We start from the raw sequence: 25,299 nt of genomic DNA, 5'->3' as shown, positions 1-25,299 counted from the left end.
TATGTATTATTTTTTTTGTATTATAGGTTCTGCTTTGAGGCTTAAAGTATTAAAATCGACACCAATTATTTGAATCTGTATAACTTCATGTGTGTTTATAACACAATCTTTACAATCAATCTCAACGCTACAATAGCCAACTTTATGCAAAGGAAAACCATAGGCGACACTCTTTCTCACCATAAAGACTAAGGCTTCATCATTAAAAGGCACTAAGTCTTGTGCGTAGCGAAGCATTTTTAAGCGTTTATAATACGATTCTATAGAATCAAATTGCACTTCTCTCTTGTTGATATGGGCTAATATAGTCTTTGTTTCACGCATAATATATTGTAATATTTTTGTGTTATTTTGTAAATGTGCTGTGATTAAGCGATGGACTAAAAGATCACTATAACGGCGAATAGGCGAAGTAAAATGCGTATAAAATGGGAATCCTAATCCAAAATGCCCGATACTATTACTCATATAATTTGCTTTAGCAAAATGCCTTACAATGCAAAAATCAGCAATATGCCTTTTATGCTTTTTTATCGCCTCTTTTTGTAAAGATTGTAAGGTAGTCAGCATATTATTTTGCTTTTTATTAGCTTTATTTAAAGTTTTATTTTTAGAAGTCTTGTTTTTAGACATTATGCTTTTATTGCCTATATTCATATCTGCTAAAATGTTTAAAAGCTTATAAAAGTCCCTTTTATTTGGCTCTGCATGATTACGATAGATTCCATGTTTTATGCTGTGTAGATACATTGCACTTGCTTGATTTGCAAGTAGCATTGCTTCTTCTACAATAGTGTGAGAAATATCTTTAGAATCTATTGTTATAGAATCTAGTTTTTCATCATCATCTACTTGTAAGGAAAAATCCCTTAACGCTAAATCGATCCCATTTTGCATACGCTTTTTGTATAATAAAACTGCAAGTTTTGAAAAAGCAAGTAAAGACTCTTCAATGGCTTGATTATTTATGGGTTTAGATTCTGTATTTTTGCAAGATTTAGAATCTAGTCTAGATTCTAAAAAATGGCTGACTTGCTTATAATTGAGTGAAGCATGAGAGCAAATCACTGCTTTAAAGATTTGAGAATGCAGGACTTTTACATTTCTTTTATGTAGTTTTAAAGCCCAAACTAATGCCAATCTCTTTTCATCTTGCTTTAAGGAACAAGCATGAGAACTAAGCTGTGGTGGCAACATGGGAAAGACTTTATTTGGAAAATACAGACTAAAAGCCCTATCCCTTGCTTCTTTATCTAAAGTGCTATCTAGAGAGACATAGCTGCTTACATCAGCGATTGCTACATATAAAATGCTATGTTTAGAATCATAATAAATCGCGTCATCATGATCTTTTGCATTCACAGGGTCAATCGTGCAAAAGGGCAAATGTGTCAAATCATAGCGACATGTATTATCTAGTTGCTTTTTTATATGATTTTTAGGCAATGGTATAGATTCTGTATTCATAAAGCTTTTTGCCATATTTTCTGCTTCATTCAATGCTTTTTGGCTAAAGTCTTTTGGTGTGTAGTCGTTGATATAGAGGGCTATTTCTCTATCTAAACTGCCTTGTGTGAGATTCCCTAAAACTTCTGTTATCTCATGATTTTCATTGACTGCTATGAGTGTAAATTTTGGCAGGGCCTTTAGGGCTTTTTGTGTGGCTTTTACAGGTAGTATCATGCGGGTATTAAGGGCTTGTGCTACTATTCTTTTTTTGCGTTCTGTAATCATGCAAATATGTCTTGTTACTGCATTAGATTCTGTTGTTTTATGTTTTTTAGAATCTTGTTTTATGTGGCTTGTGTGTTGATTATTTGCATAATATAGATTCTTATTTATTATCATGTTTAGCCCATGTTTATAGTGTAATTCTAACTGCATGACTTTTTTATAGTCATGCTTTGGAATCTCTTGATATTTTTTAGAATCTTTTTTTATTCTAATAAGCAGTAAATCATGTATTTGCAATGGCTTTTTTGAAGTGAGTGTAACATAATAGATATAAGGATTTGTTCGTATAGAATCTTTTCTTATAGAATCTTTTTGGGCTTGAAGTCTCTTATAAGATATGCTAAAAAAGGCTTCTGTTAGCATGAGTTTATAGGAAGTGTCTGTATGTGGGATTTTCTCTAGTTTTGTAACTACCATAAATTTTACATTTTTTGGTAGAAAATAATATTCACCTTTTGTAGATATAAGTTTATTTTTACATTCATTTAAAAATGATTGTATAGGGCTACCTGTCTTAATAGGCGTTTTGCTTAAAGCATGAAAAAGTGCGAGTTTCTCTGCATATTTTGTGCCATTTTTTATTGACAATTTACGCACTCCATGCTTCTATCAACGACATCATCGGCTTCTTTGCTTTGAGAGCGTAAGTAATAAGTAGATTTTAGTCCTAAACTCCATGCAAGCATATAGATTTCATGCAGCTGCTTTCCACTTACAGAATCAAGTCGTATAAAGATATTTAAGCTTTGCCCTTGGTCTATCCACTTTTGACGCACGGCTGCTGCACGCACAAGGTCATGTTGATTAATAGAATAGGCTGATGGATAGAAGTTTATTGTTTCTAGTGTGAGATTAGGCACAACGCTTTTTATCATTCCGCTTAGATTCTCTTCATGCCATATTTGTTTATAAATAGGCTCAATAGTCTGTGTCGTCCCAACGAGTATGCTAATAGAACTTGTAGGTGCGATAGCCATTAAATAGCCATTTCTAATGCCCTCACTCTTCACTAAATCCCTTAAAGATTCCCAATCATAGTGAAAGATTCTCTCTACAATGGCTTTTGCCTTCTCGTTTGCCTTATCAATAGGGAAAATCCCCTTACTCCAATTTGAGCCTTCATAAGTAGGATATGCCCCCCTTTCTTTTGCTAACATTGCACTTGCTTTAATCGCATTGTAGCTAATTGCCTCCATAATGCTATCAATAAGGCTAAAATGTGCTTCACTCCCCCATAAGACAAGCTTACTTGCAAGAAGTTCAGCCTCCCCCATAACGCCCAAACCTATCGCACGATTTGCCATATTTGTTACTTTCACCTTGCGACTTGGATAGAAGTTTAAGTCAATCACATTATCAAGCATGCGAACCGCAATAGGCACAATCCGCTCAATATCTTCATGCGTGTGAATCTTGCTAAGATTAATACTAGCTAGATTACACACAGCAGTTTGCCCGCCTGTCTGCACTCTTTGTGTGTTAAATATCTTTTTGCCTTTGAGTGAATCTATACTTGTTAGCTTATTTGCCCTTTTTGTTACACCGCTATCTACAACTACTTCTTCACTCTCTTCAAAATAGATTCTCTCTCCATCATCAAACTCTACTTCAACCCTATAATGACTTGGCTCTGTATTTTGAAAAATCTCTGTGCAAAGATTACTACTGCGGATAATGCCACTATGTGCGTTTGGATTTGCCCTATTTGCACTATCTTTAAAGCATAAAAATGGAAGCCCTGTCTCAAAATAGCTATTTAGAATCTTTTTCCATAAATCTTTTGCAGGCATACTTGATACGACCATATTAGGCATTTTCTCTAACTCTTCATATCGCTTTTTAAACTCATCTCCATAAAGATTAGTAAGCTCCCTGCAAGTATATGGATCAAAGAAGCTCCACTGCGAATCTTGCAATACTCTCTCCATAAATAAATCACAAATCCATAAAGCAGGGAATAAATCATGCGTTCTTCTTCTCTCTTCACCGCTATTTTTACGCAGCTCGATAAACTCTGTTACATCATTATGCCATATCTCAATATAGGTTGCTATCGCACCCTTTCTTGTGCCAAGCTGATCTACTGCAATAGCAATATCATTTGTGATTTTTAAGAATGGGATAATCCCACCTGCTGCATTTTTATGCCCATCAATGAAGCTACCAATAGTCCTTACTTGTGAGAAATCCCAGCCAATACCACCGCCATATTTACTAAGCAATGCCATCTCTTTGTATGAATCAAAGATTCCCTCAATATTATCAGGCGTGCTACCAATATAGCATGAGCTTAATTGATGTCTTGTAGTCCTTGCATTTGAGAGTGTCGGCGTAGCACACATAACCTCAAAGTTTGATAAAGCATCATAAAATTTTATCGCCCATTCATTGCAATCCTTTTCATTCTGTGCCAAAAACATAGCTATTGCCATAAACATGTGTTGGGGTAACTCAATTGGCTTTCCATTAGAATCTTTTAGCAAGTATCTATCATAAAGCGTCTTAATACCTAGATAATTAAACTGCAAATCTCTATCGGCTACAATCTTAGAATCTAATAAGTCTAAATCAAACTTTTCTTTCAATCCCTTTAAGAGTTTGCCCTCTCTCTCTCCAACCTCAAAATACTCACGCAAATGCCTATATCCAGTAAAACGACTCACACGATGATACAAATCATATAAAAAAAGCCTAGCCGCAACAAAGGTCCAATTAGGACTAGCCACATCGATTTTATCCACCGCAGTTTTTATAAGTGTATCTTGTATTCTCTCTGTTGTTATGCCATCATAAAATTGCAGCTTTGCATCAACTTCAAGCTCACTTTGACTTGTCCCGCTTAGCCCCTCTACTGCACTTGAAGTATGCTTTTGAATCTTTGTAATGTCAAGCTCTTCCATTGAGCCATTTCTTTTTATTACACATTTTGTCTGCATAGCTTCCCCTTATATACTTCTTACAATCTCATCTAAAGACATGCGAAGTCGTTTGCTTTGTGGCATATTGCGGTATCCAAGACATAAAAGCAGGCTTACTTGCTCTTTAAAGCTATCCATTTCTAAAACAAATTCTAAAGCCTTCTTATCAAAGCCCTCAATCATACACGAATCAATCCCAAGAAATGCCGCATGATTCATCATCGTAGTCGCCATAATATAGGCTTGATGAGCGCTCCATAGCCCTAGCTTCTCAATGTCTGCTGTATAGCCTAATGTCTCTAGCTTTCTTTGTCCATATCTCTCATTTGCATAATGCTTGATTTCTTCTTGTGTTTTTAGTCGGCGTGAAAATTTATTGATAATATAATTTGTATGTGGCAACATATCAGCTTTTAATGAAGTATAAATGATGACACAAGACGCATCAACGATTTGATTCTGTCCCCAGCAAGCCTCTTTTACTCTCTCTCTCATCTCATTAGATTCTACAAGTATCATGCGTGTAGGCTCTAGCCCAAAAGAACTCGGTGCAAGCCTACCAGATTCTAAAATCGCTTGAAACTCATCATTTGGAATCTTTTTTGTCTTATCAAAAATCTTACAAGCAAAACGCGACTGCATCGCCTGTAAAAAAGCATCGTTATTCATAGTTAAACCTTTTGTGTGGAAGTAAAAAAGGCGTATTGTATCTAAAAAATCCTTTATAAAGTTTTAAAAATAAATTTTATAGGTTGTAGCCAAATATCCTAATGTTTATATAATATGGCACTAAGTTCTATCTCATTTTATCTTAATTTGATACTTATAGTAACATTTTTTAATATTTTTTACACAAAATCACAAAAAAACCTTGAAAATCCTTTTTTTTTTTTTTGTAGAATGCGATTACAAACTTTTAAAGGAAAAGGACTTACTTATGAAAAAATACTTAGTTTCAGCGGTGCTTGCTAGCACACTTAGCTTTAGCGCATTGAATGCAGCAGAGGAAAACAATGGTGCGTTTTTAGGTTTAAATCTTGGTGGTATGATTACTGGGCAAATGAGTGGTGGCGTATCTTTAAACTCTTCAGTTGCAGTTGGTTTAAAAGGTGGTTATCAGGCATTTTTCTACGATAGAATTGGGGCTAGATTCTATCTTTCTGGTATCGGTGCGTTTGGTTTAATAGCTATTCCAGCAAATGCACCAGCTACTAATGCAAGCATGAATGTAAATCTTAGCGTTATGGCTGATTTAAACGGCGACATGCTATTTGACTTTGTAAGCGATGATGATTTTACAACTGGTATGTATTTTGGTTTCTTTGGTGGTGCACTTATTAATACGCCTATCTATGTGCCTGCTGGTATGACAAGGGGTAATACAACCGTTGGCACAACTGCTGGTATCAATATCGGCTCAAGAACGACTGTGAAAGCTCACCATGAGTTTGATATCGGTGCAAAAGTAGGTGCAGCATTCAACATGGATGGCAAGACAACAAGCGTTGGTGCAGCAATCTATGTAGGCTCATCTTATTCATATAAATTCTAATCTTAGTTATACTCTAAGGTGTAATGGGGGATAACCTAAAGGCTTTTATCCCGTTTTGTATTAAATGTATTTTCAAAGTTAGATAACTTTTGACTTTGGATAGCTTATCTTTATAGGCTATCTTACTTCTTTTTGCTTCGTATCTTTAAACAGATTTAAATCTCAATTTTATAACGCTTTTTGCACTTCGACATTATGTAGAATTATTTTAGTATATGTTCGATTTGAAGTCTGTTTGGATTCTAAAGTCTTAGGGGCCATACAGAACGAGTTGGATTCTTTTGCAAACTCTTGTTTTACATTTATAGTTATCAAAGTCATTTAATAAAACTTATAAAGAGTCCAATAGATAAAGCGATTATAGCTTTTTATTTCATGGAGATTTTAATATGTGATATTATGATTGAATGGTAGAATCTCATTTTATTCTCTTATGGCTTTTGTAAGATTTCTGTCTTTTTTTGTAAAGCCTTATTTGCAAATAAGTGCATTAAATCATGTTGTTCGCCTATATCTGTTATATCAAAATTAACACACCAAGTGATTATGCACTTAATTGACGAATAAGTTGTTAAAGAATGATTCTAGAGAGTTTAATAGGCAAGAAGTATAAAACAAGCAGGGGTTTCCTCATGATGCCAAGTGGGCTTTGTTAATATCCTAAAGGCACAAGAGAAAGGTTATTAACTTTTTTAAAGAAAGACACAAATAATGTAGTCTCTAGATCCTATACAAGCAATGAAATGCCAAATGGATAAGCTTAGAGATAATGTAAATTCGTATTTTGAGATTTCTGCTTTAATGGGAGACAGAGAAAGAATGTGTGTTAAATATTGCTATCCAACACACCAGATTAGCTAATACATTGCCTGTTGCTTACATGCAATAAGCACGAGTTTTTACTCAACAAATTCAATGATCGCCAATGTAGAAGCATCACCTCTTCTAATGCCACTTCTTTGAATACGAGTATAGCCACCATTTCTTGCAGAAAACTTAGGAGCTATTTCTGTAATCAATTTTTTAGTTGCCTTCTTATTTTGCAATTCAGCAAATACATATCTATGTGTATTAAAGTCCGCATTCTTTGACGCAGTAACAAGCTTTTCAATATAGCTTTGTAATTCTTTTGCTTTAAATACACCTGTTTCTATTCTACCATGCTCAATAAGGGCGATACTTAGATTCTTTAACAATGCCTTTCTATGAGAAGAAGTCCTGCCTAATTTCCTATAACCATGTTTATGTCGCATATTATTCCTTTTAATTTTGTCCTTTTAATTTTGCCAAACGCTTACTTAAAGTCGTAGCTAACTCATGTGGTAAATCCGCACCAACCGCATAGCCAACTTCATTTAGCTTTGCTGTAATCTCATCAAATGAGCGTTTGCCTAAATTTTTAATATTCTTTAAATCACTCTCATTCATCAATACCAACTCACCTATGTATTTGATATTTGACTTTTGCAAACAATTGCTTGGTCGATGCTCTAAGTTGAGTATCTCAACGCTTGATAACAACACCTTCAGTTCCGGGCTATCATCATTTAAACGACCATTGCTTGTTGGCACATCACTAAGTTCTGCACCAAACACACTCATTTGAGAGTGCATAATAGCAACTGCTTCTTTGAAAGCTTCCATAGGCTCAATTTGCCCATTTGTTTCTACTTCAAATACAATCTTTTCAAAGTTAGGGTTACTTTCATGTAAAACATTCTCAATGTCATACACAGCCCTTTTTACCGGCGTAAAGTCAGCATCAAGTGGTATATACTCGCTACCTATTTCTTCACGGATAGTCTCACTTGCTACAAATCCTAAACCTTTATGTATTAAAATAGAGAATTTAAGCTTTGCATCACTATTAATATTTGCTAAATGTGAATCTGTGCTTAATACCGTGATATTTTCATTGCTTAAATGCTCACCACGCAACTCCATTGGACCATTAAACTCATAATGCAACTCAAATTTTTCGTGTTGCTGCATATCTTCATTTACTTTGAATTTCAAGTTTTTAATATTCACAATGAATGGTGCTACATCTTCAGCAACTCCACGCACAGTATCAAACTCATGTCGCACACCCTCAATCTTTATACCTATCGGCGCATATCCCACAGAGCTTGATAGTAGCAATCTGCGGACAGGATGAGCTATCGTAACAGCATAATGGGGTTCAAACGGATATGCGTGTAATCGAATGTGATTTGGCGCAATTTCTTCTATCTCAAGTTTTTCTGGAATATATGGTCTTACCTTTATACTTTTCATACTAAACCACCTTATGTATTATTTTGAGTATAGCTCAACGATTAAACGCTCCTCTATTGGAATCTCAACTTCGCTTCTTTCTGGATTGCGTGTAAAAATACCAAACTTTTTATCCTTATCAATATCAACCCAAGGCACAATACCAATTTGGTCAGTAAGATCAAGAGAACGCACAATCTGCACATTGTTTTTACTTTTTTCTCTTACTTCAACTTTTTGTCCCTGCTTGATTTGGAATGATGGAATATCTACTCGTTTGCCATCAACTAAGATATGCCCATGTGTTACAAGCTGTCTTGCAAATCTTCTTGTAGTCGCAAAGCCCATTCTATACACAACATTATCAAGGCGTAACTCAAGCAATCGAATGAGATTCTCACCTGTGTTTCCTTCTTGTCTGTTCGCTTCTTTAAAAATAGAGCGGAATTGCTTTTCACTAATGCCATACATAAATTTTGCTTTTTGCTTTTCGCGTAATTGCAAACCATAATCAGATATTTTACCTCTTCTCATGCCATGCTGTCCGGGACCATAATCCCTTTTTTCACGCGCACTTTTACCAGCTAGTCTTCTCTCACCTTTTAGTGCAAGAGAAACGCCTAGTCGTCTTTCAATCTTTTCTACAGGTCCTCTATATCTTGCCATGCAACACTCCCTTATACTCTTCTTCTTTTAGGCGGACGACAACCATTATGTGGCAATGGTGTTACATCCTTTATCCATAACACTTTAATACCTTCAATCGCACCAACACTTTTTACAGCAGTTTCACGACCACTACCCGGACCTTGCACCTTAATGCCCACTTCTTTAATGCCATGTTCTTTTGCTTTAGATAAAGCAGATTCTACAGCTTGTTGTGCGGCATAAGGCGTAGATTTTTTACTGCCTTTAAAGCCTAATCCACCGGCAGTAGCCCAACACAAAACATTACCCATTTCATCAGTAACTGTTACATTTGTATTGTTAAATGAAGCAGCGATGCACACAATCCCGCGAGCAATATTCTTTTTTACCACTCTTTTTTTAACATTTGTTTGTTTCTTTGCCATACGCTACTCCTTATTTGCTACCAACGGTTTTCTTCTTACCTTTTCTTGTGCGAGCATTATTTTTTGTTGTTTGCCCACGCACAGGTAAGCCTTTTCTGTGTCTTAAACCACGATAACTACCTAAATCCATAAGAGCCTTAATATCCATTGTTACTTTTTTGCGTAAATCACCCTCAACCATATAACTTTCTTGAATCTTTTTGGAGATTTTTGAAATATCATCTTCGCTGAGATCATGAACTCGCTTATCAAAAGAAATGCTTACAGCATTCAAAATATCTCTTGAGCTTTTAAGCCCAATACCATAGATATATGTGAGTGCATATTCTACTCTTTTCTTTTTTGGCAAATCTACACCAGCAATTCTAGCCATTTTTTATCCTTGTCTTTGTTTATGTTTTGGATTCGCACAAATCACGCGAACCACACCCTTGCGTTTAATGACTTTGCATTTATCGCACATTTTTTTGACCGATGGTCGAACTTTCATAACGGACTCCTAAAAAATACGGATTTAACCCAATTTTTTGGATTAAGCCGATGATTATATCTAATAATGGTAAATATGAAAAAATATCATGAGTTTCAAATATCAAAACTTAAAATATTTTTCTTGCATAATCTCAACAACTCAAATACATAAAAAATGAATGCTGCAAATTAGCACAATTAACAAATGCTATTGTTTCATTCTACAACCACAACTCTTTGTGCGTAATATCCAACGACATTTAATAATAAACTTAAAATAATAAGCATAAAAATTGCATAAGTAAAGCTATGATATGTATCATGGAGTTTTCCAATAATCCATGGACAAAGAGAAGCCATAAGGTAGCCTATACCTTGCGACATGGCTGAGAGTTTGGTTGCTATGAATACATTTGCACTTTTGCTTGAAATAAAAAGTAAAGCGACGCTAAAAACACCACCTAGTGGAATACCAATCAAAACAGAAGCGAGTATAACCGACCATACTTCATGTGAAATAAGTAGTAAAAAATAGCTTACCGCATAAAGCATACAAATGACAACAATAAAAACATTTCGCATTTTTTGACGCAGAGAATGCAACCACAATGGAATGATAAATGAGAGTGGAATAATAACGCATTGTGTGAGAGTCATAATGCGAGAAATAAAATCCTTTTCAAAGCCAAAGTCAATCAGCAAACTTGGATACCATGCAAAAAAGCTGTATGCCATCGCACTTTGTAAGCCCATGAATAGAGTGATTTTCCATGCATTTATATTTGCAAATAGTGAGTTTATCTTTGTATGGCTTTGCTTTGGGCGAAAGATTCTGCGATTTTTGATTTGCGGTAGATAGCTTATAAGCGCAAGAATGGCTAATATGACCCAGCAACTAAATGCTAAAGGTAGTGGTAAAACATGTGTCAATGGGAATATAGCGATTATCCCTAATGCAGCGGAAATATTTAATACTAAGCTATAAATCCCCATAATCTTTGGAATCTCTCTGGGAAACTTTGCCTTTACAAAGCTCGGCAATAAAACATTTGCTATAGCGATACCAGAACCCATGATTGCCGTGCCGACAAATAAGGCTGTGTTGCCCCCAACACAACGCAATATTTCACCAAGAATTATACACAAAAGTCCAAAACACATTGCCCTTACAGGCTGAAATACCGCAACCAAAAATGAAACTATTCCAAATGCTAGTAATGGTAGTGAAGTTAATAATCCAACTTGTGCTGAGCTAAGTCCGTAGTAGTCTTGAAGTAAATTTGCAATCGGACCAGCTGAAGTAATGGGAGCACGCAAATTTATGCTGATAAGTATAATTGGCAAAAGATTAATAAAATAAATCTTTTTACGAGACATCTTATTGCCTTTTATTATTTGCGTAATTTAAATAAGCGGTTTCTATGCGTCATGCTTTATGTCATGTGCTTAATGACTACAACCGCAACCACCTCCGCCACAGCAGCCACCTCCACCATGTCCATGACCGCCACCGCTAGAGCAACCACAGCCACCCCCCATACTTGCTATAATCTCATCATCAGTAGCCTCTCTTACATTTAGCACTTCAACCCTAAAATCTAAAGTCTTTCCTGCTAATGGATGGTTATAATCAATAAGCACAGAAGTATCGTTAAAATCCGCAACAATGACTTGCACAGGCATACCATTTTCAGCCTGACCAAATAAAGTCATACCTTTTTCTAACTCAATATCTCCAAATTGTTCTCTGCCAACTTCTTGCATAAGTTCTGGATTACGCACACCATAAGCAAGTTCAGGCTCAACGCTAAATTCTAGCTTATCACCTACTTTTGCGTTTTTTATGTGTTGCTCTAAACCCTCAATGACTTGAGATTGCCCGACAATAAATTCAAGCGGTTTGTTATCCTTGCTACTATCAATTGTCTGCTTCGTTTGAGAATCAAGCACTTCATAATTAATTGACACAACATTGTTATTTTCTATCATAATGTATCTCCTATTTTGATAAAATATCTTGGGCTTTACGACCTTGTTCGCTTTCGGGGAACAAGGCAACCAAGGTTTGCAAAAATTTTCTATAATTATCTGAATCATTTAGATATTTAAATGACCATGCGGTATGCCATAGCAAAATCGGCATGTAACTCGCCTTACTATCAAGACTAGCACTTGTCTTGTAATAAGGCAATGCCTCGTTATACTCTTTTCTTGCATAGTATATCTCACCGATATAATAACTTGATTCTGCTACTGCAAATTTCTGATCGATAAGATATTCAAAATAAGCCTTCGCTTCTTCATTGCGTTTTTTACGCAAGAGATTCTTTGCTTCACTCAGATTCTTGCTATTATCAGGTGAAAAATTATACGCTTGTTTTGGCATATTGTTGCTTGTTTGCATAGAATCTATGACTGGCTGATTTTGGATACCTTGTATATTATTTTGCAATGCTAAGGCTTGTTCGCTCAATACTTGGATTTGTTTTATAATCTCATCATTTGCTTGCAAAAAAGCTTCTGACAATTTATCAATTTTTTGATTAATCTGCTCAATATTTTTTGTATTTGCTTCAACTTGGGCTTTCAAATTTTTAACAAGCTCTGCTTGAGATTTTTGCGACATTTGATAAGAATCTACAATATCTTGAATATTTTGGATTTTATCTATCTGATTCTTAATTGTAATGCTATCTTGTCTTGAAGTCGCACTCATACCTTCATAAACGGTTTTTAATCCATCAACCGCTTGCTCCAGATTCACAATTTTATTTTGAAAATCGCCAATAACAGAACGAGTAAAATCCGCAATATCTTTAAGGTCTCGCATATCCTTCTTTGTAGCACCACTTTGCAACTCAAATGCCGAAGGTTCGGCATAGAGTAATACAGATAATGAAGCAAATGCTAACAAAGACTTCTTAAATCTCATTGCAAAAACCCTAGCCAAGTTGTTACTTTTATTACTTCTCAACTATATCTGTGCGTCTATTTTTCGCATAGCACTCAGCAGTTTTTTCTCTACATACTGGCTTGTGCATACCATAAGAGATTGTTGAGAACATATTTCTTGGTAGCCCCTGTAATACAAGCGCATCACGCACTGATATGGCTCTCTTTAGTCCCAACGCTGTGTTATATTCATCGCCACCAAACTCATCGGTATTGCCTTGCAATACAACCGCTTTAATATTTTTTTCTTTTATGAAATCAGCATTTGCCCTTACATAGTCTTTCATATCAGATCTAATGTCATATCTATCAAAGTCGAAATAAATTGTAGTGAGAGAATCTACTTTGATAGCATCGCCATATGCTGTGCCCTCATTATTTCCGGCATACTCTTCTTCAGTATCGCCATTGGAGTTTCCAGACATACCATTTTCACCAGCATTGTTATCTGCATACGGATCGCTTGAATCAGAATCACCACCGCCATCATAACCATCTCCCCCACTCACAGCACCATCAGGCATAAAACCACCTTCAGGCAAACCTGCACCGCCCGGATTTGCCACTGCCTCTTCAGGTTCTTGACCATCAACTTCTTGTTGCACCTCTGTAGTTTTCTGCGTGGTGTTGCCATCCTTTTCTACACTTTTACTACCACAGCCAACCGCAAAAAAAAGTGCAAGTAAAACACTTGAAAGCTTCAAATACTTCATGATATCTCCTTAAATCTCAAAAAAAATGTTTTGCTATTCTATCAAAAAAACAAAAAAATTACCAATCAAACGCTTGAATTTTTACATTTTTTAGTGGAAAAAGGAAACTTTTGTTAATTGATAATCGGATAATGCCAATTGCTTGTTCATTTTTTTGTTGGCGTAAAAACATGATAGAATCTCCATCATGAGAGAACGCTGGGATTCTATTTGTACCTATTTTACTCAAACGACGAACATAGTCGCTATGGGCTGAAACTAAATAGAGATTAAATACATTTAGCCCTGTTTCTTCATCACTTTCTCTACTAGAATACACTATGTATTGCCCAAAAGTTGATAGTGTGCTATTGTTGCGTCCCTTAAATACAATTTGTGTAACATTGGCGTTTGGCATAAGATCTTGCATGAAAATATTTGGATACCCAAGTCTATCAGATACAAATACAAAACTTTTTTCATTATTGGTAAAATGTGCATTGACATCAATGCCTGAATACCTTGTGAGTTGTGTTAGCTTTTTACTCTTTATTTCATATAAAAAAATATCGCTTAATCCAACTGGAGCAAGTGATAATAGTAACTTATCGCCATGCTTTGACACATCAGACACTACCGCCATGCCTTGACTTGAGATGACTTTCTCGTTTTTTCCACTATACATATTATATTTATATATGGTCGCCTCATGCGTTACGAGTGTGTAGTAGAATTCTTCTTGCTTACTATCTGCCCATTTTGGAAACATGTTGAGACCATTACTGATGATAGTTTTTTGGTAGGTAAAGGTATAGTCTGCAATAAGAATATTGCTACGACCAGAACCAACATAATTTGAAAAAACGACATAACGATTTAGCCAATCAGCATTTGGTGCTTTGATATAATCATTAAGATAGCTCGCCATAGCATGGGCGATAAATGGATAGCGTTCTATCTCATCTTCTCTATATTCTGTTGTGATGGTCTTACCACTTGCATATTCATATAGGCTAAGGGTGGCTATGAGACTACCACCTTTTTTCTTTTGTGAAACTTGTGCGATAAAATTCATATTTTTATTTTTATAATCCTGCAGTGCAAGATTATTTTGCAAAATATCAGTCTTCAAGGTATCATCATAATATACATTAAAATGCCCAAGTGTCTTTAAGTCTTGCACCAACATTTTGTATATTGCCATGGTATTATCAGCACCATCACTACTTACAACTTGAATATTTGGGATATTGTCTGTTTGTCTTGTTACAACAATTGTTTTATCTTCCGCGTATAAGCCCACAGAATGCATGGCAAACATTGCACAAAACGCAAATATTGCATAAAAACACCTAAAGCGATACATTACACTTCCTTAGCTAAATTTATTGTTCGTGTAGAATGATAGCAATTTATTGTTAAAACATAAAATAAAACGCTGCTTAATCCACAAACACTACTCATTGTATTGCAAAATTGTTTATAGCTATGGGCATACATGTAAATATATGATTAGCTATTACAAAACAACATGTTTATTTTCATGTCGTGTTAATTTACTTGTTATATTATAATTATTATTGCTATAGATAGGAAAAAAATAAGATTCTCTTTTAATGTATGGATAGTTTTTGCAGTAAGCCCACCCCAAAGGGTAGGGCATACCAAAGATTTTTTACACTACATTGATACCACCTGCGTTTTTACGCTATTCTCCACAATGTCAAATATCACCTTGCTTTGTTCGCTTAACTCTTCATTAAGGATTAAATCTGCAAGTCTGTCTTCAATCTCTCTTTGCACTGCCCTTTTTAGCGGTCTTGCTCCAAATACGGGATCAAAGCCAGAATCTGCTAGATAATCTTTCATAGAATCTGTTAAAACAAGTGTGATATTTCTATCCTTAAGTTTTAGGGCGACTTGCTGTGTTAAAATATCAATAATATTTCTAATATCATCTCTACTTAAAGCATTGAAAATAATCTTATCATCAAGTCGATTTAGAAATTCTGGTCTAAAAAATTTCTTTAACTCTTGCTCGATTTTCTCCATTTGAGAAGCCCTTTGCGCTTCTACTAAGCTGTTTAGAATCTCTTTTTCTCTCTCTAATTTCTCTCTAGATTCTATATTGCCCTCTTTTATTGCTTTTTGTAAAGCCGCAATATCATCTCTTTTCATTGCCACTTCTTTAGAATCTTCGCAAATAAATTCACTGCCTATATTACTCGTTAGGATAATAATTGTGTTTTTAAAATCCACAACAACGCCCTTATTATCACTCAATCTTCCATCATCTAGCACTTGTAAAAGCACATTAAAGACTTTTGGATGCGCCTTTTCCACCTCATCAAAAAGCACGACACTATAAGGCTTTCTTTTAATGGCTTCAGTCAAGATTCCGCCCTCTTCATAGCCCACATAGCCGGGGGCTGCTCCAGTCAATTTTGTCGCATCAATCTCTTGCATATACTCACTCATATCAAGTCGCACAAGTTCTTTTTCACTATCAAACAAAAACTTTGCTAATGCCTTTGCACTCTGTGTTTTACCAACACCACTAGACCCTAAAAACAAGAAACTAGCAATAGGACGATTTGCATCATTAAGCCCTGCTTTATTGCGTTTAATCGCACGGGCAATGCTCTCAATTGCCTTGTTTTGCCCTATCACACTTGCTTTTAAATTCTCTTCAATATGCAAGATTCTATGTTTTTCAGATTCTAACATTTTACCTACTGGGATTTGAGTCCAACGCGATACAATCTCTGCGATACTCTCTTTTGTTACAGCATGTTTTAAGAGTGAGCCACTCTTTTGCAAATCCTGCCATTTTGCTTCAAGATTCTTTAATTCAGCTTGTGCGTTTGGAATCTTTCCATGTTCTATCTCTCCAGCCCTTGCATAGTCGCCACTGCGGCGTGCTATCTCGCTTTCTCTACGCAAAGATTCTATGTCATTTTTCACTTTTGCAATATCGCTAAATATCGCCTTTTCATTTTCAAAGGCACTTTGCAATCCGCTTAGTTTTTCTTTAGAATCTATGAGTTCTTTTTCTATCTCTTGCAAACGCGTATTGTGCTGTTCGTTTTTGTCAAGGTTTAGGGCAACCTTTTCAACTTCTAATGCTTCAATATCTCTTTTTGCTTTTGCAATGGCTTTTGGTTCAGATTCTATTTGCATTTTGAGTTCCGCTGCTGCCTCATCGATTAAATCGATAGCTTTGTCAGGCAAATAGCGATTTGTGATATAGCGACTTGATAGCTTCACACTCTCGACTAATGCCCCATCGGTAATGCTTACATTATGGTGTGCCTCTAGGCTTTCTTTAATGCCACGCATGATTTGCAAGGCTTCATTTTGACTTGGTTCATTAATATTTACAGGTTGGAATCTCCTTGCAAGGGCTGCATCTTTTTCAAAATATTTTCTATATTCTTTCAGTGTTGTAGCCCCGATTGTTCTTAGCTCTCCTCTTGCTAATGCGGGTTTTAAAATATTTGCTGCATCCATGCCACCTTCACTCGCACCCGCTCCAACAATAGTGTGAATCTCATCTATGAATAATATAATCTCATCATTATTTTTCACTTCATCAACAACCGCTTTCAATCTCTCTTCAAAATCGCCACGATACTTTGCCCCCGCCATTAATGCAGTCATATCAAGGGCTATAACCTGCTTATTTTGCAAGGATAGTGGCACTTCTTTTTTTGCTATTTTTATGGCTAGTCCTTCTACAACTGCGGTTTTACCAACGCCCGGTTCTCCTAGCAAGATAGGATTATTTTTTGTTTTTCTAATTAAGATTTGCATCATTCGCTCAATCTCTTCATTCCTGCCAATAACTGGATTTAGCTTATTTTGTGCGGCAAGTTTGCTAAGATTTATGCCATATTTATCTAGCGTTTCAAGAGTGTCATCACTACTTTGAGAATCTATTTTCATACCTTTTCGCATATTTTTTAGCGTATTGATTAACTCTAATTTATCAATATTTTTTAGCAAATCTTTGAAATGTGAATCAAGATTTGCTCTCACAAAGCTACCTACACCGATGAAGCTATCACCTTGTGTTGTAGCAAAGCTTAGGGCATTTTGCAAGGCTTCTTGCAATGATTTACTAAGCGACATATTTTGCGTATTTGCATTGCTTACTTTAGGCAATTTATCAATCTCAAGTGTGAGATTCTGTATTAAGGCATTAATATTTTCATTATTTTTTTGCAATGCTTGATATAAAAGCATATTAGAATCTGCAAGCATGGCAAGCAATGTGTGAATGGGCTGTGTTTCATTATTTTTATGCGTAATGGCAAATTGAGCCGCATTGTTTAATATCTCTCTCATTTGGTTTGTCAATTTATCAAAAATACTCATAAGAAACTCCTTATATAAAATGTGCTGAAATCATAGCATAAATTTAGCAATATTTATAAACAAGTGCTAAATTTTTTAAAATTTTATAGTATTTATATAATAAAACTTTAGTTAATTGATATAAAGTTATATAAATATATACTACTAAACCTTTTAAAAAGATATTTGTTTCTATACTATTCAAAACGCATGGAATCTAGTGTATGAAAAATACATGAGTAAATAAAAATCAACAAAATTTCAGCTTAAATATTATATGATTGTAGTTATAAATCACTTTGAGTTTAGGGGACTTGCCATGACTTTAGAAGAATATAAACAACAAATAGAGAAAAATCCAGATTATTCACCCGGTTGGGAAGCTATTGAATCTTGTTTTAGCGCAATTTATGGCGACCAAAAACCGCGTCATTATGCTACAAATCTTGCCTCCCGTGCGAATCTTGGTGGCGATCAATACCTTGATGGTTACAGCATTTACACTTCTATGAATGAATATCAGCATATTGTTACCTATGGTATGAGTGAGTTATACGCAAATGAAGAATCTTTTGGTGGTGAATGGAGTGGCTGGGGCTATGAGATGACTTTTAAACTTGTGGCAAATAAGCCCGAAGAGTGCCTATGGGTGCTAAATACGCTTGCAAATCTTGCTTTTTTTACAAACACGCAAGAAAGCTATTTAGAGAATCTGCAATTTATCGCAGGTGATGGCAAGTCCCTTAGCCGTGATGATAAATCCTTGATTACCGCCATGATTGTAACGCATGATACAGAGATACAAGGCGTTACAACAGAGCATGGCAAACTCCAGTTTCTACAACTCGTAGGCATTACACAAAAAGAGCTAGAATGGATTATGCAATATGATAATGCAGATGATAATAAAAAAAGCATACAAGAGTTAATCTACAAAATGCAAGATGATAATCCATACCTTGCAACTGATATGAATAGACAAAAAAGTTATGTGTGAGATTATGCAATAACTCCATTTGTTATGGAGAATGGGATTGCGGCTTACAGATCATAAAAATGATTAACTAAATTCTAAAAGTGATTTTTATCTATGGCTAAAAACTAGGATTTTTTATAGAATCTTATTGCTGCACTGCAAAACAATTTGAAAACTTGCATTATCATAGAGCATCTACCTCATTCATATATTCTTGCAATATCTTTTTTGCTTCATCAATCTCCATATCTTGTGGTAAAAATAAAGGCTTATGTATATAATAGTCAATGCGGCTAAAAGGCTTTGGAATGCAGAATTTATCCCATGTCTTTAGCTCCCAATATGCACTAGGCTTTACTTTACAACCACAGATTCCAACACCACTTCGCATAGCCATGAGTAAGATCCCATTTGCAATGCTTTTATATGGACCTTTTGGACCATCTGGGGTAACGGCTACATCTTTGCCTTCTTTTAAAGCTCTAACTGCTTGTATCAAAGCCTTTGTGCCACCTTTATGTGTGCCTGTGCTACCGCGTATAGATTCTAATCCAAACTGCTCAAAATACTGCTCCACCATTGCCCCATCATTATGTGCGGCAGTGATTAAACACATATTTGGAATCTCTCTAGCCTTTGCGTAAAGATAGGGCATCATTAAGAAATTGCCATGCCATAAGCACGCAATAAAGTTATGATCCCTTACATAATCAGTGATATGAAATCTTTTAGGGCATGTTATATTGATAGTTTTTGAGATAAATAGCATAACTTTATGTATGTATCTGCGTTTTAGCTTCTGCTGTCGCTCTCGCGTAAGGAATCTATCAAAAAAAGACATTCAAATACTCACTTTTCTATGCTTTTACCAAAAAGCGTGCTACCTACAACTTTTGTAATCTCTATATCCACAATAGCACCCATATCGATGAATTCATTCTCAATTCTAATCAATCTATTTGTATCGCTTCTGCCCTCACTAAAAGTCTCACTCAGTGATTTTTTATTAGAATCTATTAGCACTTTATGAATCTTTCCTAGCTCTTTTTGGCTATTTTCCTGCAAAATCTCTCTGTGTCTTTGCTGCAGTATCGCTAATCTCTCTTTTGCTACTTCCTTTGGCACGCTATCCTTATCTCCCCATGAATGCGACAGAGTATTTGGACGCGGCGAGTAAATAAAGCTATACATTGTATCAAAACGCACAGATTCTAAAACGCTCATTGTCTCTTTAAAATCATCATCATTTTCACCCGGAAAGCCCACGATAATATCCGTGCTAATGCCTACATTTGGGCTTTGCTTTTTTAAGTATGCAATGCGGTCTAGATACCATTCCTGTGTATAGCCTCGCTTCATTGATTTTAGAATCTTATTTGAGCCGCTTTGCAGGGGGATATGTATGCTTTTACAAATCTTTGGATTAGAGGCAAACTCGTCTAAAAAAGAATCATTCATATGCAAAGGATGCGGACTTGTAAAGCGGATACGCTCTAAGCCATCTATTTTGCTTAATTCTCTTAAAAGCGTAGTGAAATCAATCTTTTCATGCGGTGTGCTAAATCTCACACCATAATTATTTACATTTTGTCCCAATAATAGAATCTCTTTGACACCATTTTTAACTAATTTATTTGCTTCTTGATAAAGTAAATCAAAGGGGATAGAGATCTCTTTACCACGCGTAAAAGGCACAATGCAATACGCACATTTTTTATCACAACCAATGGATATATTTAGCAATGCCTTAAATCCACTCTGCTTAGAATCTGAAAATACATAAGTGCTATCATCATAGCTTGTATCAATCTCTACTGCTTTTGGCTTGTGTATAACGCTTGTGATTTTAGAGATATTTCTAGCCCCTAAGACAAAATCTACATGTGGCGATTTTTTGATAATCTCATGTCCCATAGCACTTGCCGTGCAGCCACACACGCCAATCTTTGCCCCATCTTTTTTATGCTTTGCAAATTGCCCTATTTCACTAAATAGCTTTTGTTCTGGCTTCTCTCTAACAGAGCAAGTATTAATGAGTATAAGATCTGCTTCTTGTATATTCGCAGTCAAGCTATACCCCTCTTTATCTTGCAACTCTGCAATAATATGCTCACTATCACGCACATTCATCGCACAGCCCAATGTTTCTATATAAAGCTTTGGATTGCTAGTCTTTGTCTGCATGAGATTATTTCCTTATGGTTATGTTAGATTTATATGAATTGTTTATAAAGTTCGAGAGAATTATAGAATCTTTGTGTTATTAAAAGCTTAATGGGAGTTTTGTTTGTGATTTTAAACATGAAGTAGATTTTATGTTTTAGAATCTAATGATTAAAAATTAATGTCGCTCAAAAACCTACATTTTAACTGCAATTCACTAAATTCTTCTTCTGCCAAAGATTCCCATACAACTCCACTACCGACACCATAGTGATAATATGTTTCTTGTTTGGGCTTATAAAGTGTGCGGATAGGCACACTCATAATGCACTCTTTTTTGCTAATCACACCAATAGTACCGCAATACACCCCCCTTTTTCGCTGTTCTAACTCGCTGATTATATGCGTGGTTTTGTATTTTGGCGCACCTGTGATAGACCCGCATGGAAATAGTGCTTTTAAAATCTCAATGATTCCATAGTGTTTTGGCAGTTTTGCTTGTATTGTTGATACCATTTGATGTAGCGTAGGATAGGTGCGGATAGCAAATAGTTCTTTGACACGCACACTTCCTTGCAGTCCTATGCGACTTAAATCATTTCGCAATAGATCTACAATCATAACATTTTCGCTGCGATTTTTAGAATCATAATGCAGTGTTTTAAGGTTAGAAAAATCCCTTACCCTATCAATGCCCTTTATTTTTGGAATCTTTTTATATTGCTTGTAGAGTTTTAGATTTGGCTTTACTTCGTTTTTTATTTTGTTTTTCTCTATAAATGCACGCTTTATTGTGCCTTTCATAGGTTGTGTTGTGATAGTGTGATTTTTATAATGAAAAAAGAGTTCTGGGGATAAGGATAAAATCTCTACATGTTTATTTGAGATATAGGCTTTATAGGGTGTGTTTTGCCGACTGGATAGAATCTTAAAGTAAGTAAAAGAATCCTTTTTTAATAGCGGGGATAATAGAATCTCTTGTGTGTAATTGACTTGATAAGTATGCCCTTGTTCTATATTCTCTTTAATGCGTGAAAAGTCGAGTTTATATCGCTTTTTATCAAGGGGTTTTACTATATTAAAGAGTTTATTTTTTTGATATTTTTTTTGGATTGGTTTAAATTTCTTTCGTTTTAAAAAAAGCTCAAAGTAGAGAAGTGGTTCTTTTATGTTATTTGTTTTATTTGTGCTGGGATTAGATTCTGTATTTCCTTTTACTTGGGCGGGTGTAGGGCATTGGGGTGCGGATTTTTTAGAATCTATATTCTTGCAAGTGTGAGTTGCTGCAAAAGTTGAAAAATCTTTTTTAGATTCTAAAACTTTAGATACTTCGACTAAAGTCTCAGTATGACAAGTTTTAGAATCTAGATTCTCTATTGCCTGATTCTCTATTGTTTGTGCCTTAAATCCCGCACTTCGCTCAAGTTGTTTAGAATCTAGATTTTTACCATCTTTCATACCATAATAGGAATCTTGTAAAAGTAATCCGCATTCATAAGTTAAATAGCCGACAAAATAGCCCTTCTTTTTTCTTTTTGTATGATTTTGCATGATACGCAAACATGCTATAACCTCATCATAGCTAAAAGCTTGCAAAATGCGTTTAGAATCTGTGTAGATATAATCTCCAAAAACAAACATAAATCTACCTATTTAAAGCTATTAAATCGTAAAATCATATAGAATCTGTGTAGCATTTTCATTGCTAACTAAATCGTGTATAAACGCATTTTGTATCCATGATATTGACATATTTTTCCAATCATTTTGCGTAGCAAAGACACTAAACCATCGCATAAAAGCAAGGCGAAATGGGCTATTCACCCATGATAAAGGGGCAATCTCATCACGCATACGCCACACTTTAACAAGCTCCAAGCAAACCTGCATTTCATGCTTATATAAAGTCTGTATTGTAAAATAGTTGCCTTCAGTATCAACCACATAAAAGCCACTAAAAGATACATTAGGGCGTATGTTTAAAGCACTAGATTCTAAGATATGTAGCTCTAAAGGCATGGATTCTAAAGAGTCAGATTCTGTGTTTATTGAAGTAGCGTTTGTGCTATCTTGTGCTGTATTTGTAGAATCATTATTTTTATCAATCACATTAGAATCTATTTTATTTACTTGAAGTGTTTTGCTTGAAGCGATACGCATATTAAAGCTATTGATCGCTTTTATAAAGGTTTTAAATTCTTCTTTATTATTGATTGTAAAGAGAAGTTTTTGCGATTTTATATGAAGTATTTCTGCGATTTTCTCTCTCTCGCTTTGTGGCATGGCTGTCGCTTGAGTGAGATTGGGGAATATATTAAGCAGATAAATCTCATTTCTATTTGTTTGAGCAAAAAGCATGGAATGTGATTTATTCCTAAAATATTCTATAAGCTTTTTTTGTTTATCTTTATCTCGTAAGAATTTTGGCAATTTAGATTCCATTATAGAATCTTTAAACATATAAAAGTTATTGTTGTAAAAAGAGATGATAAACTGCTTACTAAAAAGCTTTTGTGTGATATGTAAAGGAAATCTTACATGCTCTAAGACACTCTCTTTATTTGCTTGAAAATAAGGGTTTTTATCTTGGCTTAGATGAGATCCTCTTGCTACAAACTGCCACTTTTTTGTATCAATAATGCAGGGGTAAAATGCGTGTATAAGCTCGACTAAATCCTTTGGTCGCTTGATTGAGGGATATTCTACACCGATAAAATCCCTGTTTTCTTTCAATATAAATCGCTTGTTATGTAAAAGATGATCGAAAAATTTTTGCAGCTTTCTTTGTGCTTCTTTCTCTTCTTTTGGGATAAAAATGGTATTTTTCAAGCTTTTATCTGTGAAGCCATGCTGATTTAACTGCAATATGCGTAAATAGCCCCCAAACTCAACTTGAGATTCTAGAATAAAGTTTTTATCATTTAGCTGTATAGGCAGCCCCGTTTTATTACGATGTCCAAATACTTGATAGAAATTCTCTGGTGTATTGTATGCAAATGCCTGTGAAATGCTGCTTGCATTAAGATATGAGCCTACGCCATGTATGCTTTGTGCTGCACTAAGCAGGACTAAATGCTTTGGCATATTTGAGATTCCACCATGTGTGCAAATCACCCTTTTATCATGGAATTTGTAGAAAAGATAGGGCTTTAATTTGAGATACAACTTTTTTGCATCATTTTTATCTAAGCCTTTTTGCTCTAACTCTATCTGCGTGCTAAAGCGAAACTCTTTTGACTCAACCTCTCTATTATTTGCCCACTCCCATAGCCATTTCTCATGATTACCCTCAAGCAAACATACATTTTTTCTATCCATAATCTGCATTAAAAACTCTAGCACTTCATAATTTTGGAATCCCCTGTCAATATAATCCCCAAGAAAGATATAAAACTCATCATTTTTCATATCTTTTAGATATTGCTTCAATACATGATATGAGCCATGTATATCGCCTATGTGATGGACTATCTTGTAGCCATTGAGATTATAAGACTCTGTATCTAGCATTGCTTTAATCTCATCTGGGGCTATAATCTTACATTTAATGGGAATCTCTTCATTATTCATAGTTTCATAGAGAGTTTGTAACTCTTCTTTTGTATAAGGGTCTTTTTGTGTGCTGTTTCTCTCACAAATCATCTCAAAAGACACATGACTAAAATCTACTATAAGCACTTCATAGGCATAATGCTTTGCCATTTCTTTGTAGTTACTCCAGTATGATTTTAATATATGCAAATCTTCTATAATGATAAACTCACCCCGTTCCATTCTTGACTGCAAGGCTGTAAAAAGCATTTGATACGCAAGCTTATCATTTTGCTTTGGCTGTGTAAATTTGCCAGAATCATCAAGCATAGGTGCGTGTAAGAGTCGCTGAAAATGCTTTGGATTCAATACATAAGATTCTAAATTATATTGCTGTATCCATGTAGTTTTCCCACATAAAGGCATACCGCGTGTTACAAGTAAATACCGCATTATTTTATATCCTTTTTCTTTACCATGAAACAAAAAAATAATAAGCAATTATAACGAATTTTTAAGGGGAGATTCTGAATTCTTATACCAAGTGTCTTATCTTGCTTATGAATATGAGAAATCTATATTTTATGTATTCTGCACCCACCCCCAAGTAGCAGAGAATACAGCA

Annotated in this window: 21 protein-coding genes; 2 read left to right on the top strand and 19 right to left on the bottom strand. The window is 35.2% G+C overall.

The window, feature by feature from the left end; all coding sequences use genetic code 11:
* Positions 1 to 6 precede the first annotated feature (6 nt).
* The 3 genes from C6H17_RS04960 to C6H17_RS04950 are packed head-to-tail and all read right to left on the bottom strand — an operon-like array spanning position 7 to position 5,321.
* A complete protein-coding gene (locus tag C6H17_RS04960) occupies positions 7 to 2,331 on the bottom strand; it encodes an RNB domain-containing ribonuclease (RefSeq protein WP_148374285.1) in 2,325 nt (774 codons plus the stop codon).
* Entirely contained in the window at positions 2,313 to 4,670 is a 2,358-nt protein-coding gene (locus tag C6H17_RS04955; protein ID WP_005216944.1) for a ribonucleoside-diphosphate reductase subunit alpha, read from the bottom strand. Before C6H17_RS04955 ends, C6H17_RS04960 begins: the two co-directional genes overlap by 19 nt.
* Before the next feature lie 9 nt (positions 4,671 to 4,679).
* Positions 4,680 to 5,321, bottom strand: coding sequence for an NAD(P)H-dependent oxidoreductase (locus tag C6H17_RS04950; protein ID WP_005216946.1), 642 nt, complete (start codon positions 5,319 to 5,321; stop codon positions 4,680 to 4,682).
* 268 nt (positions 5,322 to 5,589) lie between these two features.
* On the opposite strand from C6H17_RS04950, the gene C6H17_RS04945 reads away from it, so the two are divergent.
* Positions 5,590 to 6,204: an outer membrane beta-barrel protein gene (locus tag C6H17_RS04945; protein WP_005216949.1), complete on the top strand. Its 615-nt coding sequence runs from the start codon at positions 5,590 to 5,592 to the stop codon at positions 6,202 to 6,204.
* Between the two features lie 899 nt (positions 6,205 to 7,103).
* Here the strand turns inward: C6H17_RS04945 and rplQ are convergent.
* The 12 genes from rplQ to C6H17_RS04885 form a co-directional block, all read right to left on the bottom strand.
* Entirely contained in the window at positions 7,104 to 7,457 is a 354-nt protein-coding gene (gene rplQ / locus C6H17_RS04940; RefSeq protein ID WP_004088500.1) for a 50S ribosomal protein L17, read from the bottom strand.
* A gap of 10 nt (positions 7,458 to 7,467) precedes the next feature.
* On the bottom strand, positions 7,468 to 8,481 hold the full coding sequence (locus C6H17_RS04935) for a DNA-directed RNA polymerase subunit alpha (RefSeq protein ID WP_005216953.1): 1,014 nt from the start codon (positions 8,479 to 8,481) through the stop codon (positions 7,468 to 7,470).
* Positions 8,482 to 8,499: 18 nt separating this feature from the next.
* Positions 8,500 to 9,126 carry a 30S ribosomal protein S4 gene (rpsD, locus tag C6H17_RS04930; RefSeq protein ID WP_004088493.1) on the bottom strand — a complete coding sequence of 209 codons (627 nt, stop codon included), beginning with the start codon at positions 9,124 to 9,126 and terminating at the stop codon, positions 8,500 to 8,502.
* An 11-nt stretch (positions 9,127 to 9,137) separates the two neighbouring features.
* Entirely contained in the window at positions 9,138 to 9,533 is a 396-nt protein-coding gene (gene rpsK, locus C6H17_RS04925; protein WP_004088492.1) for a 30S ribosomal protein S11, read from the bottom strand.
* A gap of 10 nt (positions 9,534 to 9,543) precedes the next feature.
* Entirely contained in the window at positions 9,544 to 9,906 is a 363-nt protein-coding gene (rpsM, locus tag C6H17_RS04920; protein ID WP_005216956.1) for a 30S ribosomal protein S13, read from the bottom strand.
* A gap of 3 nt (positions 9,907 to 9,909) precedes the next feature.
* On the bottom strand, positions 9,910 to 10,023 hold the full coding sequence (gene rpmJ / locus C6H17_RS04915; RefSeq protein ID WP_005216958.1) for a 50S ribosomal protein L36: 114 nt from the start codon (positions 10,021 to 10,023) through the stop codon (positions 9,910 to 9,912).
* 197 nt (positions 10,024 to 10,220) lie between these two features.
* On the bottom strand, positions 10,221 to 11,381 hold the full coding sequence (locus C6H17_RS04910; RefSeq protein ID WP_005216960.1) for an MFS transporter: 1,161 nt from the start codon (positions 11,379 to 11,381) through the stop codon (positions 10,221 to 10,223).
* A 69-nt stretch (positions 11,382 to 11,450) separates the two neighbouring features.
* On the bottom strand, positions 11,451 to 11,993 hold the full coding sequence (locus C6H17_RS04905) for an FKBP-type peptidyl-prolyl cis-trans isomerase (protein ID WP_005216961.1): 543 nt from the start codon (positions 11,991 to 11,993) through the stop codon (positions 11,451 to 11,453).
* Positions 11,994 to 12,003: 10 nt separating this feature from the next.
* Positions 12,004 to 12,936 carry a tetratricopeptide repeat protein gene (locus C6H17_RS04900; RefSeq protein ID WP_004088481.1) on the bottom strand — a complete coding sequence of 311 codons (933 nt, stop codon included), beginning with the start codon at positions 12,934 to 12,936 and terminating at the stop codon, positions 12,004 to 12,006.
* 31 nt (positions 12,937 to 12,967) lie between these two features.
* The gene (locus C6H17_RS04895) at positions 12,968 to 13,669 is read right to left on the bottom strand and encodes an OmpA family protein (RefSeq protein ID WP_020995479.1); all 702 of its coding nucleotides are present in this window, start codon (positions 13,667 to 13,669) and stop codon (positions 12,968 to 12,970) included.
* Positions 13,670 to 13,727: 58 nt separating this feature from the next.
* Positions 13,728 to 15,014 carry a Tol-Pal system protein TolB gene (gene tolB / locus C6H17_RS04890; protein ID WP_005216965.1) on the bottom strand — a complete coding sequence of 429 codons (1,287 nt, stop codon included), beginning with the start codon at positions 15,012 to 15,014 and terminating at the stop codon, positions 13,728 to 13,730.
* A gap of 314 nt (positions 15,015 to 15,328) precedes the next feature.
* Complete coding sequence (locus C6H17_RS04885) at positions 15,329 to 18,025, bottom strand: ATP-dependent Clp protease ATP-binding subunit (protein ID WP_005216968.1); 2,697 nt, start codon at positions 18,023 to 18,025, stop codon at positions 15,329 to 15,331.
* Positions 18,026 to 18,323: 298 nt separating this feature from the next.
* On the opposite strand from C6H17_RS04885, the gene C6H17_RS04880 reads away from it, so the two are divergent.
* Positions 18,324 to 19,001 (top strand): suppressor of fused domain protein, encoded by a 678-nt coding sequence (locus C6H17_RS04880; RefSeq protein WP_005216970.1) that lies wholly within the window; start codon positions 18,324 to 18,326, stop codon positions 18,999 to 19,001.
* A 163-nt stretch (positions 19,002 to 19,164) separates the two neighbouring features.
* On the opposite strand, the gene C6H17_RS04875 is transcribed toward C6H17_RS04880, so the two are convergent.
* From C6H17_RS04875 to C6H17_RS04860, 4 genes are all read right to left on the bottom strand, one after another.
* A complete protein-coding gene (locus C6H17_RS04875; protein ID WP_005216971.1) occupies positions 19,165 to 19,821 on the bottom strand; it encodes a lysophospholipid acyltransferase family protein in 657 nt (218 codons plus the stop codon).
* A gap of 8 nt (positions 19,822 to 19,829) precedes the next feature.
* A complete protein-coding gene (gene miaB / locus C6H17_RS04870) occupies positions 19,830 to 21,164 on the bottom strand; it encodes a tRNA (N6-isopentenyl adenosine(37)-C2)-methylthiotransferase MiaB (RefSeq protein WP_005216973.1) in 1,335 nt (444 codons plus the stop codon).
* Between the two features lie 150 nt (positions 21,165 to 21,314).
* Complete coding sequence (locus C6H17_RS04865) at positions 21,315 to 22,784, bottom strand: chorismate-binding protein (protein ID WP_005216974.1); 1,470 nt, start codon at positions 22,782 to 22,784, stop codon at positions 21,315 to 21,317.
* Positions 22,785 to 22,805: 21 nt separating this feature from the next.
* Positions 22,806 to 25,127, bottom strand: a complete 2,322-nt coding sequence (locus C6H17_RS04860) for a metallophosphoesterase (RefSeq protein ID WP_005216975.1) — start codon at positions 25,125 to 25,127, stop codon at positions 22,806 to 22,808.
* Positions 25,128 to 25,299: the final 172 nt, after the last annotated feature.

This window comes from Helicobacter rappini, assembly GCF_900198625.1.
Taxonomy (GTDB): Bacteria; Campylobacterota; Campylobacteria; order Campylobacterales; family Helicobacteraceae; genus Helicobacter_A; species Helicobacter_A rappini.
This window is presented reverse-complemented; position numbering and strand designations above follow the sequence as displayed.

Excerpts from the sequence above, each read along its gene's own strand:
- C6H17_RS04955 (WP_005216944.1), bottom strand. The coding sequence starts at position 4,670 with ATGCAGACAAAATGTGTAATAAAAAGAAATGGCTCAATGGAAGAGCTT.
- C6H17_RS04950 (WP_005216946.1), bottom strand. The coding sequence starts at position 5,321 with ATGAATAACGATGCTTTTTTACAGGCGATGCAGTCGCGTTTTGCTTGT.
- C6H17_RS04945 (WP_005216949.1), top strand. The coding sequence starts at position 5,590 with ATGAAAAAATACTTAGTTTCAGCGGTGCTTGCTAGCACACTTAGCTTT.
- rplQ (WP_004088500.1), bottom strand. The coding sequence starts at position 7,457 with ATGCGACATAAACATGGTTATAGGAAATTAGGCAGGACTTCTTCTCAT.
- C6H17_RS04935 (WP_005216953.1), bottom strand. The coding sequence starts at position 8,481 with ATGAAAAGTATAAAGGTAAGACCATATATTCCAGAAAAACTTGAGATA.
- rpsD (WP_004088493.1), bottom strand. The coding sequence starts at position 9,126 with ATGGCAAGATATAGAGGACCTGTAGAAAAGATTGAAAGACGACTAGGC.
- rpsK (WP_004088492.1), bottom strand. The coding sequence starts at position 9,533 with ATGGCAAAGAAACAAACAAATGTTAAAAAAAGAGTGGTAAAAAAGAAT.
- rpsM (WP_005216956.1), bottom strand. The coding sequence starts at position 9,906 with ATGGCTAGAATTGCTGGTGTAGATTTGCCAAAAAAGAAAAGAGTAGAA.
- rpmJ (WP_005216958.1), bottom strand. The coding sequence starts at position 10,023 with ATGAAAGTTCGACCATCGGTCAAAAAAATGTGCGATAAATGCAAAGTC.
- C6H17_RS04910 (WP_005216960.1), bottom strand. The coding sequence starts at position 11,381 with ATGTCTCGTAAAAAGATTTATTTTATTAATCTTTTGCCAATTATACTT.
- C6H17_RS04905 (WP_005216961.1), bottom strand. The coding sequence starts at position 11,993 with ATGATAGAAAATAACAATGTTGTGTCAATTAATTATGAAGTGCTTGAT.
- C6H17_RS04900 (WP_004088481.1), bottom strand. The coding sequence starts at position 12,936 with ATGAGATTTAAGAAGTCTTTGTTAGCATTTGCTTCATTATCTGTATTA.
- C6H17_RS04895 (WP_020995479.1), bottom strand. The coding sequence starts at position 13,669 with ATGAAGTATTTGAAGCTTTCAAGTGTTTTACTTGCACTTTTTTTTGCG.
- tolB (WP_005216965.1), bottom strand. The coding sequence starts at position 15,014 with ATGTATCGCTTTAGGTGTTTTTATGCAATATTTGCGTTTTGTGCAATG.
- C6H17_RS04885 (WP_005216968.1), bottom strand. The coding sequence starts at position 18,025 with ATGAGTATTTTTGATAAATTGACAAACCAAATGAGAGAGATATTAAAC.
- C6H17_RS04880 (WP_005216970.1), top strand. The coding sequence starts at position 18,324 with ATGACTTTAGAAGAATATAAACAACAAATAGAGAAAAATCCAGATTAT.
- C6H17_RS04875 (WP_005216971.1), bottom strand. The coding sequence starts at position 19,821 with ATGTCTTTTTTTGATAGATTCCTTACGCGAGAGCGACAGCAGAAGCTA.
- miaB (WP_005216973.1), bottom strand. The coding sequence starts at position 21,164 with ATGCAGACAAAGACTAGCAATCCAAAGCTTTATATAGAAACATTGGGC.
- C6H17_RS04865 (WP_005216974.1), bottom strand. The coding sequence starts at position 22,784 with ATGTTTGTTTTTGGAGATTATATCTACACAGATTCTAAACGCATTTTG.
- C6H17_RS04860 (WP_005216975.1), bottom strand. The coding sequence starts at position 25,127 with ATGCGGTATTTACTTGTAACACGCGGTATGCCTTTATGTGGGAAAACT.